The 13,346-nt window shown below is 68.5% G+C and carries 12 protein-coding genes; 5 read left to right on the top strand and 7 right to left on the bottom strand.

Features of this window, described 5'->3' with window-relative positions:
* Positions 1–116: 116 nt before the first annotated feature.
* From ASF26_RS21250 to ASF26_RS21235, 3 genes are all read left to right on the top strand, one after another.
* Positions 117–413: a hypothetical protein gene (locus ASF26_RS21250; protein WP_056259038.1), complete on the top strand. Its 297-nt coding sequence runs from the start codon at positions 117–119 to the stop codon at positions 411–413.
* 575 nt (positions 414–988) lie between these two features.
* Positions 989–1,399 carry a DUF1236 domain-containing protein gene (locus tag ASF26_RS21240; protein ID WP_056259030.1) on the top strand — a complete coding sequence of 137 codons (411 nt, stop codon included), beginning with the start codon at positions 989–991 and terminating at the stop codon, positions 1,397–1,399.
* Positions 1,400–1,787: 388 nt separating this feature from the next.
* On the top strand, positions 1,788–3,809 hold the full coding sequence (locus tag ASF26_RS21235) for a PAS domain-containing sensor histidine kinase (RefSeq protein ID WP_056259282.1): 2,022 nt from the start codon (positions 1,788–1,790) through the stop codon (positions 3,807–3,809).
* A 253-nt stretch (positions 3,810–4,062) separates the two neighbouring features.
* Here the strand turns inward: ASF26_RS21235 and ASF26_RS21230 are convergent, their stop codons facing one another.
* Together ASF26_RS21230 and ASF26_RS21225 are read right to left on the bottom strand one after the other, a co-directional pair.
* Positions 4,063–4,329, bottom strand: coding sequence for a hypothetical protein (locus ASF26_RS21230; protein WP_056259025.1), 267 nt, complete (start codon positions 4,327–4,329; stop codon positions 4,063–4,065).
* A 153-nt stretch (positions 4,330–4,482) separates the two neighbouring features.
* Positions 4,483–6,105 carry a Na+/H+ antiporter gene (locus ASF26_RS21225; RefSeq protein ID WP_056259022.1) on the bottom strand — a complete coding sequence of 541 codons (1,623 nt, stop codon included), beginning with the start codon at positions 6,103–6,105 and terminating at the stop codon, positions 4,483–4,485.
* 411 nt (positions 6,106–6,516) lie between these two features.
* On the opposite strand from ASF26_RS21225, the gene ASF26_RS21220 reads away from it, so the two are divergent.
* Positions 6,517–7,656 (top strand): HPP family protein, encoded by a 1,140-nt coding sequence (locus ASF26_RS21220; RefSeq protein WP_056259019.1) that lies wholly within the window; start codon positions 6,517–6,519, stop codon positions 7,654–7,656.
* Positions 7,657–7,859: 203 nt separating this feature from the next.
* Here ASF26_RS21220 and ASF26_RS21215 read toward each other — a convergent pair whose 3' ends face one another.
* The 3 genes from ASF26_RS21215 to ASF26_RS21205 all read right to left on the bottom strand — a co-directional run bounded on the left by ASF26_RS21215 (position 7,860) and on the right by ASF26_RS21205 (position 11,037).
* A complete protein-coding gene (locus tag ASF26_RS21215; protein WP_056141141.1) occupies positions 7,860–8,363 on the bottom strand; it encodes a hypothetical protein in 504 nt (167 codons plus the stop codon).
* A 77-nt stretch (positions 8,364–8,440) separates the two neighbouring features.
* Complete coding sequence (locus ASF26_RS21210) at positions 8,441–8,938, bottom strand: hypothetical protein (RefSeq protein WP_056259016.1); 498 nt, start codon at positions 8,936–8,938, stop codon at positions 8,441–8,443.
* Between the two features lie 11 nt (positions 8,939–8,949).
* Positions 8,950–11,037: a M48 family metallopeptidase gene (locus ASF26_RS21205; protein ID WP_056259279.1), complete on the bottom strand. Its 2,088-nt coding sequence runs from the start codon at positions 11,035–11,037 to the stop codon at positions 8,950–8,952.
* 304 nt (positions 11,038–11,341) lie between these two features.
* Between ASF26_RS21205 and ASF26_RS21200 the strand changes: the two genes are divergently transcribed.
* The gene (locus tag ASF26_RS21200) at positions 11,342–11,581 is read left to right on the top strand and encodes a hypothetical protein (RefSeq protein WP_056259011.1); all 240 of its coding nucleotides are present in this window, start codon (positions 11,342–11,344) and stop codon (positions 11,579–11,581) included.
* 24 nt (positions 11,582–11,605) lie between these two features.
* Here the strand turns inward: ASF26_RS21200 and ASF26_RS21195 are convergent, their stop codons facing one another.
* Together ASF26_RS21195 and ASF26_RS21190 are read right to left on the bottom strand one after the other, a co-directional pair.
* The gene (locus tag ASF26_RS21195; RefSeq protein WP_056259008.1) at positions 11,606–11,977 is read right to left on the bottom strand and encodes a hypothetical protein; all 372 of its coding nucleotides are present in this window, start codon (positions 11,975–11,977) and stop codon (positions 11,606–11,608) included.
* 369 nt (positions 11,978–12,346) lie between these two features.
* Positions 12,347–13,246 (bottom strand): LysR family transcriptional regulator, encoded by a 900-nt coding sequence (locus ASF26_RS21190; RefSeq protein ID WP_056259005.1) that lies wholly within the window; start codon positions 13,244–13,246, stop codon positions 12,347–12,349.
* Between the last annotated feature and the right edge of the window lie 100 nt (positions 13,247–13,346).

Genomic DNA, 13,346 nt, shown 5'->3' with positions numbered 1-13,346 from the left:
GATTCGTTCAGTTCCGGGTAACATTCGGCACATTCACAAGTCATTCGCTCAGCTAATCAAGACGACATCGGCCAGCGCAAAGACCCGGTCGTCCACAGAGCAGCGGAGACTTTATCATGACAAGCATCAAGCGGATCGCGTTCGCCCTCCTCGCAACCACGGCCGGCGCCGTCGCAACGCCCGCCCTCGCCGGCCCGCTAGCGGTATCCCCTGTGGAGATTCGTCCGGACGTCCTAGTCGAGCAGGTCGCCTATGGCTGCGGCCCGGGCTGGACCCTCAACCGTTGGGGTGAATGCCGCCCGATGCGCCGCTATGGATACTATGCTCCTCGCCCCGGATACTATGCTCCCGCCGCACCCATCCGCCCCGTCTTCCATGTCGGTCCGTTCGGCGCTGGCATCTCCTTCTACTGAGCGCCAGTTCGAGCGCCTCCACCGGACATCCATAAAGGCAGCCATGGACCGACCGGCATGGGATGCATCATGAGGCGCCTCCGAAAAACGTGAATGCGGCCTGCCCTCGACGCCGTCTCTCTCGATCCTGCGAGATCCTCGGACCCGCCCCAGCCCGGCGGGTCTTTTTTTCGTACGCGCGCGCATCGGCTAGTTCCGCGGCGGGTCGATGCCCCTGATGACCTTTCTCGGAGCCTGATGAAGGATCATATGCCCCATCCTGGGGACGAGGATGGCGCCGCTCCGGGGCAGCGCGATGAAGCCTCTCTGGACTGACGGCTGACAGCTGGGCGCGGTTTTTTCCACGATCTCGCTGACGAGGAGGTCCCGGATCTTGGTGCCCTTGCCTTGGACCGGCACCAAGCGTTGCTCGCGAGGTAATCGGCCGCTGCCCTCACGGGGCGGCGGGGATGCGCCTCATACGGGCAGGCCTGGCCGACGAGCGGATTTCGTTAACGATAACGCGCCATGAAGAGGCCGTCGGGGGATCTCGGTCGTCCGGCCTTGTCGGCACGTCGGGAACGAGGGCAAAACCCATGCGGATAGGTGTTGCGGCGGGTGTGCTCGCTGCGTTGAGCGTCGGGATGGCGGCTCATGCACAAGGTTACGCCCGCGGCACCGAGGACGGTGCCGAGCGTGGCGGCAACATCGCCGGCCCCCTCGGCGCGGCCGTCGGCAGCGTGATCGGAGGCGCGGTCGGGACCGCCAACGAGATCCTCGGGATCGATCGCCGGGAACGGTTCAGGATCTACACGCGGGGCGAGCGTCGCCCGTCCTTCGCGTACCGTGGCAAGGTGCATGTCGGCGCCGTGCTACCCGAGGGCGGTGTCGTCTATTACGACGTGCCCCCCGAATTCGCCCTGAAAGGCTACAATTACACCGTCGTGAACGATATCCCGGTGCTGGTCGAGCCGGGCACCCGCCGGATCGTCGAGGTGATCGACTGAGGACGGAGCGCGTCCGCCACGGCCCTGCGCCTCCGTTCTCCTGACGACCCGCTTCACCATCGCCGCCGATGGCGAACGCCGTTCCGGCGCAGGGACTCCGGTGACCGGCTCCGAAGCCCCGTGCGACGGCGCTTGGGCGGCAGAACTTATCAATTGACAGTCCCCCCGCATTGAAGCGGGAATAGAAATCCAGTCATTCTGTTGCGACAGGCGTGAGACTGTCTCCGACGTCCGGTCGAGGTATGGTCATGGAGCGTTGGGGCACCAGTCACCGGGTGGGTCAGCGAAGCGTCCGAAAGGCGACGCAGCCGACATCGTGTTCGGTATCGAGTAGGGTGGACCCATGGCTGACGATGTGTCCAATCAAGAACTCACCATCGGTCACGCCATGACGGCGGCGGATGCGGTCGAAGCCCTGGTCGTCGACGACGAGCGGTACCGCCTGCTGGTGGAGAGCATCGTCGATTACGCCATCTACATGCTCGATCCGCAGGGTCGTGTGGCGAGTTGGAACCGCGGCGCCCAGCGCTTCAAGGGCTATACCGACGCGGAGATCATCGGCGAGCACTTCTCGCGCTTCTACACCGAGGACGACCGAGCCATCGGTCTGCCCGGCCGGGCCTTGAGGATCGCCGAGACCGAGGGGCGGTTCGAGCAGGAGGGATGGCGCGTCCGCAAGGACGGCAGCCTGATGTGGGCGCACGTGCTCATCGATCCGATTCGCCGCGAGGACGGCACCCTCGTCGGCTACGCCAAGGTCACCCGCGACCTCACCGAGCGACGGGCCGCCCTGGCCGCCCTCGAACGGAGCGAGCAGCAGTTCCGCCTGCTCGTCCAGGGCGTGCGGGACTACGCCATCTACATGCTCGACCCTCAGGGAAAGGTCACGAGCTGGAATCGCGGCGCCCAGCGCTTCAAGGGCTACACGGACGACGAGATCATCGGCGAGCATTTCTCGCGCTTCTATACCGACGCGGACCGCGCCTCGGGCCTGCCCGCCCAGGCGCTCCGGACCGCGGCCACGGAAGGACGTTTCGAAGCCGAAGGCTGGCGCGTCCGGAAGGACGGGACGTGTTTCTGGGCGCATGTCGTCATCGATCCGATCCGGGGCGAGCATGGCGAGCTGATCGGTTTCGCCAAGATCACGCGGGACGTGACGGAGCGGCGGAACACCGAGCAGGCTCTCGAGGACGCGCGCGCGCGCTTCGTCCAGTCGCAGAAGATGGAAGCGATCGGTCAGCTCACCGGCGGTGTCGCCCACGATTTCAACAACCTCCTCGCCGTCGTGCTCGGCAATCTGCATCTCGCCCGCAAGCGCCTCCCGCCGGATCGCAAGCTGCTGCAGCTGGTGGAGAACTCTATCCAGGCGGCCGAGCGGGGCGCCACGCTGACCAAGCGCATGCTCGCCTTCGCCCGCCAGCAGAAGCTGGAAACCGGCCCCGTGGACGTACCGGAGCTTGTGCGGGGCATGACCGAGCTGCTGCAGGGCTCCATCGGTGCGGGCATCCCGGTCGCCACGCATTTCCCCCCGGAGCTGCCGCTCGCCAACGTCGATGCCAACCAGCTCGAACTGGCCCTGCTCAATCTCGCCGTCAACGCCCGCGATGCCATGCCGGAGGGCGGTAGGATCACCATCGCCGCGCGCGACGCGGTGGTCGCCCCCGACGAAATTCCCGGCCTCGCTCCGGGGCGCTACGTCTGCCTGTCGGTCACCGATACGGGGGACGGCATGGACGCGCAGACGCTGGCCCGCGCGACCGAGCCGTTCTTCACGACCAAGGGTGTCGGCAAGGGCACCGGGCTGGGCCTCTCCATGATCCACGGTTTCGCCGAGCAGTCGGGCGGCCGGCTGCGTCTTACGAGCGTTCCGGGCCAGGGCACGACGGCCGAGCTGTGGCTGCCCGAGGCCGAGGCCGGTGACGCGGGAAAGGCGACCCCGGATACGGCCCTCTGCCCGTCCGCGACGAGGCCGTTGAGGGTGCTGGTGGTCGATGACGACCCGCTGGTCCTGATGAACACGGCGGCCATGCTGGAAGATCTCGGTCACGTGGTGAAGGAGGCGGCGTCGGGCGCGCAGGCCCTGCACGTCCTGCGCTGCGCCGAACCGTTCGATCTCGTGATCACGGACCAGTTGATGCCGGGCATGAACGGCACGCAGCTCATCGCGGCGATCGGCCGGGACTATCCCGGATTGCCGGCCATCCTCGCGACCGGCTACGCCGACCCGACGGAGGGCGAGCACGCCGATGACGTGCGCCTGACCAAGCCGTTCGGGCAGGAGGAGCTGGCCCGCGCCATCCAGACAAGATTTCAGGTCGAACGCCGGATCCTGGCGTTCCGGTCGGCGGCGGACGAGACCGGCGGCTCCCCCGGCGCGATGACGGCCGTGGCCGGCTCCTGTCTCGGCTGATCGGACGGGCGCACCGGTTCGCCATCGATCGATCCAGGACCTGCAAAGCCGCAAGCGCCGTGACGGCGCGCGAAAAGGCCCCGATGAGGCGAACTCATCGAGGCCTGGCAGGACGTCTCGGATCCAAGGGGTCTCAGAACCCCAGGGCGACCTTCAGCGAGCCGACGATCGTCGCGATGAGGCCGACGGCGAACACGCCGATCATCGCGTAGTTGAACGGTTTCAGCTTCATCGGCGAACCCTCGTCGACCGATCAGCAGCGGTTCCCGCCCGAGGTCTGGCCGTATTGCTGGACCGGGAAGTTCTGCTGGTTGGCGTTGCCTTCGGCGGCCGAACTCATCGGGCAGGTGGCCGGGTTGCGCGAGAAGACATCACCACGAGACTGGAGCGAACCCGTCGTCTCGACATCGTAAGACGAAAACCCCGTGTAGCGGGAGGGACGATCGTAAGCCATCGCCGACGAAATCGAAGAAGCGCCAAGAACAAGGGCAGTGGCAATGGCGGCAATACGGGTCTTCATGGGGATGACGTGGCTCCTATAAGCTGAATATCTGGAATGAGGTCTGCTTGTTGCTGTTGGAAATGAATATGGGGCGCCATCTCCATTCTTGGCGTGCTCGCGCGCACGCGCTGTCATGGATTATATCGCGCGCCCAGATCCCGCCCGATCCGCTCAGACCACGAGGCGCGCCTCCACCAGGTCGATTTCCCGGACGAGCCGCCGCAGCACCACGTCGTCGATGGCCTCCGAGCGGCGCAGGCGATAGAGGGCTTGGCGCTCGGCCTCGATGCCGGCGAGGCGCAGGCGCTTCTCGGTGAGGGCGAGCTGCTTGATGCGGCTGACATCCTTTCGCGGCTCAGCCGTCGCCGCTTCAAGGCCCTCGTAGCGGTCCATGGCGCGGGCGCTGGCTTCCACCGCGATGGAGGCGTCCTCCTGCTCCTCCACGAGCCGATGCTGCAGGGCCTCGATCGCCTTCACGGCGTCGTCGCGCGCGGCGGCGCGGGCGGCGTCCTCCTCGGAATCGTGGCTGGGCTCGGGCGGAAGGCGCAGGCCCCGCAGCAGCGGGGGCAAGACCGTGCTCGCCAGGAGGAGCGAGGTCAGGATCACGCCCATGGCCAGCAGGATCGAGAGGTCGCGCGCGGGGAAGGGCGTGCCGTCCGCAAGGGTGAGCGGCAGGGTCAGGATACCCGCGAGGGTGATGGCGCCCTTGACGCCCGCGAGGGTCGTCGCGGCCACGAGGCGCAGGGTCGGCGTCTCCCGGCGGTCGCCGCTCCGCCGCGCCTTCATCAGCACGAACTGGAGCGAGATCCAGACCCAGACGAAGCGGATCGCCATCAAGCCGGCGGTGATGGCCAGGATCCAGGCGACGAGCCAGCCCGCCCCCTGGACGTCGGCCTGCTTGACGGCCTGCCGCAGCACCTCCGGCAGCTGCTCGCCGAGCAGGACGAAGATCGCGCCGTTGGCGGCCAGAGCCACCGTGTCCCAGACGGCGGTGCGCCGGACGCGGGTGGCGCCCAGGCTGCGCCCCTGGATCTCCACATAGGTCATGGCGATGCCCGCCGCGACGGCGGCGAGGATGCCGGAGGCGTGGACATGCTCGGCGGCCAGATAAGCGCCGAAGGGCGTGAGCAGGCTGAACAGGATCTGCAGGCCGGGATCCTCCCCCGTGCGCCGGCGCAGGAGGTCCTGCGCGCCCATGAGGAGGAAGGTGGTCGCGGCGCCGATGCCGATCCCGCCGAGCGCGAGCCACACGAACGTGGTCGCGGCCTGGGGCAGCGAGAAGGTGCCCGTGAGGGCGGCGGCGATGGCAAAGCGCAGGCAGACGAGGCCGGTGGCGTCGTTGAGAAGGGCCTCGCCTTCGAGGATGTGCATGAGGCGCCGCGGCACCGGGGCCTGCGCCGCCACGGACGAGACGGCGATGGGGTCCGTCGGCGAGAGGACGGCCGCGAGGGCGAAGGCCACGGCGAGCGGCATCCCCGGGATCATGCCGTGGATCAACATGCCGATGCCGAGCACGGTCAGGACCACGAGGCCGAGCGCGAGGGCCAGAACGGTCTTGCCGTCCCGGAACAGGTCGCGCTTGGGAATACGCCAGCCGTCCAGGAACAGGAGCGGGGGCAGAAAGACCAGGAAGAAGATTTCGGGGTCGAGGGACGTGCTCGGCAACGGACCCAGGGCCAGGGCCACGCCGATGGTGATCTGGATCAGCGGCAGCGGCAGCGGAAGCAGGCGGCCGAGGGCGCCGCTGACGAGGACGGACAGCAGCAGGGCCAGGACGACGGTAACGCTTTCCATGCGCCTCTTTCACGGTGGAGCCGGTGGCGGTGTCGATGCCTCGGCGGTGTGGCGTCATAGGGGCGCGATGACGAGAGCCGCCATGGCCGTCCGACGGAGCCACGGGTCCGGAGGGGGCCGTGACGCAAGCCCCATCGGATTACCCGCATCGCCGATCACATGACAGGGATCGGCAGGCAGGGCCTCACACCAGCATGCCCGGCGGCAGCCGAAAGTGTGAGCGATGCGAAGGCGAAAGCTTCTCGCGACCGGATCGGACGCCCAGATTGCCTCACCAGCAGGCAGAATGCCTATCGAGATTGCAAATCTCGGCGCGGCCTGTAAAACTCCTTCTGGTATACCAGGGCCGTGAGCCTGCGAGGGCGGCGGTGATCGGCGGGGCGGGTGGTCGCACGGGGGGAGAACGACAGGATGTCCAACATTGCCGGTCCTGGACGTCGTCTCGGCGACCTGCTCGGATCTCGCCTGTTTCGGCCGATCCTAGCGGGGGCGACCCTGCGCGAGCGTCTCATCGCCTGCCTCGGTGCCCTCCTGGGTATCGCGCTGACCGGCCTCGTCAGCGGCTGGATCGTCGGAGAGGGGCCGCACATTCCCCTGATCGTCGCCCCGATGGGAGCGACCGCGGTGCTCCTCTTCGCCGTGCCGGCGAGCCCGCTCGCCCAGCCCTGGCCGATCATCGGCGGCAACACGATCTCGGCCCTGATCGGCGTCACGGCGGCCTATTTCATCTCCAACCCCGTGCTGGCCATCGGCGTCGGCGTCTCCCTCGCCATCGCGGCGATGTCGTTCACGCGCTGCCTGCATCCGCCGGGCGGTGCCGCCGCCCTGACGGCGCTCATCGGCGGGCCGGCCATCGCGTCGTCCGGCTTCCTGTTTCCCTTCGTCCCCGTCTGCCTCAACTCCCTCATCCTGGTCGGCCTCGGCATCGCCTTCCATCGGCTGTCGGGACGGCAATATCCGCACGTTCCGCCGGCGGCGCCCGTCAACGTCCATGGAACGGCCGATCTGCCCGCACCGCTCCGCGTCGGCTTCAATGCCCGCGACGTCGACGCGGCGCTCCAGTCCTTGAACGAAACCCTCGACATCGACCGGACCGACCTGGACCGGCTGCTCCGCGAGGTCGAGAGCCAGGCCATGGCCCGCGCCCATGGCGCGCTCGACTGCGGCACGGTCATGTCGCGGGACGTGGTCACGATCGGACTGAACGAGTCCGTCGCGAAGGCACGCGAGCTGCTGCTCAAGCACAACATCCGGACGCTGCCCGTGGTCGACGGCGCGGGCCGGCTCGCGGGCACGCTGGGCCTGCGCGAGCTGGCCTTGCGCGGCGATGGGGCCATCGCGCAGGTCATGTCCGAGGCCCGGACCGCTAGGGCGGACGAGCCGGTGCTCTCGCTGGTCGAGCCGCTGAGCAACGGGCGCACGCATGCGGTGGTGGTCACGGCCGAGGACCGCAGCATCCTCGGCATCGTCACCCAGACCGACCTCGTCGCGGTCCTCACGCGCCTGGTCTCGAACAAGGCCTTCGCAGTGCCCACGCCGCACGCGGCGTGATCCGTGGGTCGGCGAGCATGGCCCGGTTGTTGCGTGGGAGGTGCTTTCCTCCCACCGTACCAGCACGGGTTCGGGCCGATGCACGACACGCCGCTTCTTCTGAACCTGCTCTACGCGATCCTGATGGCGTCGAGCATGATGATCACGTGGCAGGTCCACCGGCTTCTCGGCCGCGCCTGAAGGAGACGCGGCCAGCGTTGCGATCAGAGGTTCTTTTCCAGAACCTTCACCACGGCATCGACCCTGTCCTTGAAGTCGGCGACGTTGGAGAAGGGCCGCCAGTTCACGTCGAGGGTGCCGCCCTCGAAGGTCAGCCCGTTGGGGTAGTTCGAGGCCGGCGCGGTCTTCTCGTCGAACCGGATGCGGATCGCCTTGAGCTTCTGGGCAAGGGCGTCCCGGCCCATCTTGTCCTTGCCGACCTCCTTCAACCCTGCGGCGATGGGCTCGAAGATCGTCTTCCCGAAATAGCCTTCGTCCGCATAGTACTTGGCATCGCCGGGGATCGTCAGCTGGTCCCAGGCGACCTCCACCGGCACGGGCATGCCCGCCGCGTCCTGGATCGCCTTCTCGTAGGCGGGGTAGCGGTCCTGGCGGTAGGCCGCGATCGCCCGGCGCTCGGCGAGGCCCACCGTCGGTTCGGCCCAGGCCGCCGATGCGGTGAGCAGGACGAGGGCGGTGGCTTCGAGAACGTGGCGGCGTGACATCATGCAGCGGTTCCTTCGTGGTGCTTTGGCCCCGGATCACGGGCCTAGGGTAACGGTTCGACGGCCGGAGCGAGGCGCCTTCAGGAGGCCGCGCGCCGGTTGCGGATCATCCCGGCGATGCCCAGCACGATGACGGCGGCCAGCGCCCCGGTGATCGCCAGGAAGGTGAGGGTGCGGTTCCACAGCCGGTCGAGGCCGAGATCGGTGGTGACGAGGTCGGGACGGCCCGCATCGGCCATCACCCGGATGCTGTAATCGCCCACATGCAGGCCGGTGAACACGTAGTTCACCCGGCGCGCCACGGTGCCGGTGGGCGTGCGCAGGTTCAGCGTCGCGTCGCAGATATGGAGCACGATCTTGGCGCTGCACTTACCGTCCGTCACCCGCGCGTCGGCGACGGGATGGGCCGTGTCGCGGACCTGCCAGTCCGAGAGCAGCGGCGGCGCCGTGTAGACGAGGCAGGCGCCCAGGAGGCCCGCGAGCGCCGCGAGGCCGAACAGCGTCCAGACCATGTTGCCCCAGCCCTGGCGGGGAGGGGGGAGGCGCAAGGTGTCCGGGCTTTTCGCGGGAGCGGTCATGGCTGTGGGCCTCACGTGGCTCTGGCGTCGGGGGTGGAGCGGGCCGGGGATGAGCCGGCCTCGGCGAGGACGCGACGCGCTTCCGCCGCGTGGCGGTAGCGGCCGATCAGGTCGGCGAAGTCCTGCAGCGTCATCTTGCGCGGCAGGCCGGCCCTGATCGTGACGATGCGGCGCTTGGGGTCGAGGCGGATCTTCCGGCCCCCCGGCACAAGCTGCGGGAACGGCGCTTCCGGCGGCAGCAACAGGCGCGTGACGATTCCGGTCTGCTGCAGCGTCATGTCGAGGTCGGCCATGTCGTCCCAGGGGATGGGCCGGTCGAGGCCGGGGATCACCAGGGCTTCGGGCCGCAGGATCATCGTGGTCCGCTCACCCCGCCACAGCCTGAACAGGCCGAAACCCGCAAGCGCGGCCCCGCAGGCAAGGGCCACCCATGCCACAAGGCGCGCTTCCCAGGCCGACAATCCCGGAAAGCCGAGGGTCACCAGGCCGAGGGCGAAAGAGGCGAAGAGCAGTCCGGTGACCGCGAGGACGATGGCGCCGGGCCGGCTGTTCTCGCGCAGTACCCGCTCCTCGGTGCCGATCGCCGCCGCCGTCGCTTCGAGATGCGCCCGTACGGCCGCGTCATGCTCCTCCACGGCCCCCCGGAAATCCGCCGTGGCCGTCCGGCACAATCCGGCGGGGTCCGCGAAATAGGCGGCGAGCTGACCCAGCGCGTGCGGTGGCGGCACGATGGCAGACGCGGCCAGGAGTTCGGCGTCGAGCGTCCTGCCGAGGGCGGCGATGCGCTCGCGGGTCGGCGGATGGGTATCGGTGGGGTGGGGCTGCTCGGCCTCCAGATGCGTGGCCGGGTCGTCGAGGCCGCGTGCGATCACGTGATCGAGGATGGCGGCGACGAGATCGGCGGGGGCCGATCCGGGCTTCTCGGCCGCGGCATCGAGCATTTCGGCGATGCGCGGCTGAACCGCGCCGGTGCGGAGCAGCGCCCGCGCGGCGGCATCCGGCGAGGTTGGCCCGGCGCCGGCGGCGTCGGCGGCGAATTCCCGCGCCCTACTCCAGTGCCGCACGGCGAGGTGGAACCGCTCCATCACGAAGGCGCCGAGGCGCAAGGACGGGGTCAGCAGACCGAAGGATCCGGCATGCCCCTCCGCCACCGCGTCGAGGGAGCGACCGACCCCGGCATAGATCGGCAGGAAGCGCTGGCTGTAGGCGGTGTCGCCCCCGGCGTAGTGGGCGAGTTCGTGGCCGATGATCGCCGCCACCTCGTCGCCGCGCATCAGGGCGAGGTAGGGCAGCGGCAGGTAGAGGATGCGGCCCGTCAGCCGCTCGCCCCCCGGCTCCACCACGGCCGGCCCGGCACTGACGAAGAAGCCTCCGGTGAGGCCCACCACCACGGAATCGGGCTTGAGCGCTCCGAGCCGTTCGGCGAGCCCCTCGGTGAGACGCCACAGGCCGGGCGCTTCCGCCGGCGAGACGGTCCGGCCGAGGATCGGCAGCGGATCGGGCTCGAACGCGGCCAGGGCGCGGCGCAGCCCGAGGACGGTCGCGCCCGCCGTGACGAGGACGGCCCCGACGGCCACGGCGGCGATCATGAGCAGCTTGATCTCTCCGCTGCCGAGACCGGGCCTGGCGAGGATGCCGGCCTCGAAGATCACGGCGGCGACGAACCCTCCGGCGGTGAGGAGGACCTGGATGGCGAGGATGGGTGGCAGCAGCCGTCGCACCAGGGAGAAGCCCCCCACCAGCACGTCCCGCGAGGCCCTCCCTATCCATCCCAGCACGGCGCCGGCCAGGAGGACGAGGACGGACAGGGACGCCGCGATGCCCCCGGCCGCGATGACGACGGGCGGCAGCGTCCGGCGCCAGTCCATCAGCAGGGTCAGGGTCGCGGCCTCGTCGCGCGCCGCGCGGGCCTGAACCAGGGCGAGGGGGCCGCCATAGGTTTGACCGTTGCGGCGGAACTGCATGCGGAAATCGATGCGGCCGTCCCGTGGCTCCCGCGCCTCGAGATCCTGGACGATCCGCGTCAGGTGCAGGCGCTCCGCATCGAGATCGGCCCAGTCGGCCGCGGCGCGCTCCTGCTCCCAGACCCCGAGCAGCATGACGGCCAGGGGCAGCAGGACGGTGGCGGCCACGAGGCCCGCCAGCGAGCGCAGACGCGACGGTGCGCGCGTAATCGTTGCGTCGGCGATGCCTGCCTCCCGAGATGCGTCTTCGCGCAAACGGGCATGGGCATAGGCCATCTGCTAGGAAAAATCACCCTTCGGGACACACGCCCGATCCAGAGGGCCTGTCGGGTTTCCTCCCCACGGAGAGGCGGAGGGTGGCGCCAGACCGCCCACTGGCCAGACCGCCCCCTGAAATGAGGTATGAAACTTTATTGTATGCCGCTCCGTATGTGGGCGGATGAATCTCAACGTTTTCCCGGGTTTCTCCACCCCCGTGCTCGCCTCCACGGAGGCCGACCTGATCGCTGCCGACGCGGCGTGGATCGCGGAACTGGCGAGCGTGTTCGGATCTGAGAGGATCGACGAGATGGCGGCCCAGCGCGCGGGCCGGGGCGAGGAGGGAAGTCGCCTCCGACGCCTCTACGACGCCCGCGAGGGCGCCTTGGCCGCGTGGCGCGCCGCGCGCGGCATGGATTAGCTGCGCCAGCCGGTCCTGTTAGGTTCAGAGACGATAGCTACCCGTCATCCCTGATCCCGCGAGGCTGACGCCCTTCTTCGACGCGCGGTGGCCGTCGCCGTAGGTGGGGGGCGTGTAGCCCTGCCGGGACTGCCGATGGATCGCGTCGCCGAGATCGCCGGCGACCTGTCGCAGGGTGGTCGCATGGCAGGAAGCGGCGACCTTGGTTCCGAGTTCGCGGGTATGGCTTCGGGCATAGAGGAAGGCGGCGAGGCGGGCGCGAGTCCGCTCGGGGAGGGTGGCCATCAGCGCGGGGATCGCGTCGGCTTGAGCGCGGTAGATCGTCCCGAGCTGTTCGCCGGAAACGGGGCAGTCGTCGTTGAAATCTTCGATGCCGATCGAACGGGCCTGGAACACTCGGGTACCTGCAAGTTGGGTTGCCCCATCAGTGCGGCGCCGTGGTTAACGAATGGTGTCCATCCCGGCCGATCGGTGGGGAGTCATTAACAGACGGTCGGTCGGCAGACCTTCACCGGTCGTGCGTCGATCGATCCCGTCGTGTCGGGGTCGCGGCTGAGCGAGGCGTGGGGACCGGGCTGAGGGGCGGTCTTGGGGATCTTCATCAGTTGGAAGGCGCACACGCAACAGAGGGCCAGCGAGGCCAGCCAGAGGGCGCATCGTGCGGTTTTGACGGTTCGTTTCGACATGCTTTGTTTCGACATGGCCGCCAGGGTGGGCCCGATTGGTTAGCCAATGCTGAACGCCAGTCGGCGGCTGACCGAGGCTTCATCCTCGCCGTAATTCGGCGGCCAGACGCTCCGCGTCGCTGCGCATCAGGGCTAGGAAATTCTGCGCCATCGGTCCCGAGCGCAGATGATAGAGGGCATGGACATCCGCCGACAGGATCGGCGAGACGACGGGCCTGTAAGTGACGTTCGCATGGGCGAGCTTCGCCACGAATTCCGGGATCAGGGCGACACCGAATCCCGCCGCCACAAGGCTGGTGAGCGAGGCGGCCTCCACCGCCTGCTGTGAGATGGTCGGGTAGAAACCGGCGCCGATGCAGCATTGCAGGATGTGCTTGGCAAACAGCGAATCACGCAGGCGCAGGAAGACGAACTTCTCGTCCTTGAGGCGGCTCAGGGTCACTGAATCGCTCACGATTTCGTGGCCCTTGGGCAGGACGACGGCGATCCCCTCGCTCCAGGCCAGTTCGCTCATGAGGTCCGGGTCCTGCGGCGGCGTGCGCAGGAAACTGATGTCCGTCTGCCCCGATTTCAGCGCGGCGATCTGCTTGTCCGGCGACATTTCGTGGATCTGGATGTCGACGCTGGCGAAGGTCTCCTGGAATTGATGGATCAGTCCGCCGAGCGGTCCGGCGAGCATCGAGCCCGTCAGGCCGACATTGAGCACGCCGACGCTCCCGCAGCCGATGGCATGCGCCCGCTCTGTGGCGTCCTGCGCGCTGTGGAGGATGGCCTTCGCCCGGACCAGGAAATCCTGGCCCGCCTGGGTGAGCGAGACGCGGCGGGTCGTCCGCTCCAGCAGGCAGGTTCCGATCTCTGCCTCCAGATCGCGGATCTGCTGGCTCAGCGGCGGCTGCGCCACGCCGAGGGCTTCCGCCGCCGCCGTGAAACTCAGCTTTTCTGCGACGGCGACGAAGTAGCGGAGGTGGCGCAGTTCCATAGCCGCCATTCATATGTGGAAGCTCTTAATGGCGACGAAGTAGCGGAGGTGGCGCAGTTCCATAGCCGCCATTCATATGTGGAAGCTCTTAATGGCGACG

The sequence above is a fragment of the Methylobacterium sp. Leaf93 genome (genome assembly GCF_001422345.1).
GTDB classification, from domain to species: domain Bacteria; phylum Pseudomonadota; class Alphaproteobacteria; order Rhizobiales; family Beijerinckiaceae; genus Methylobacterium; species Methylobacterium bullatum.
The sequence above is the reverse complement of the archived record's forward strand: the minus strand, read 5'-3'. Positions and strand labels throughout refer to the sequence as shown.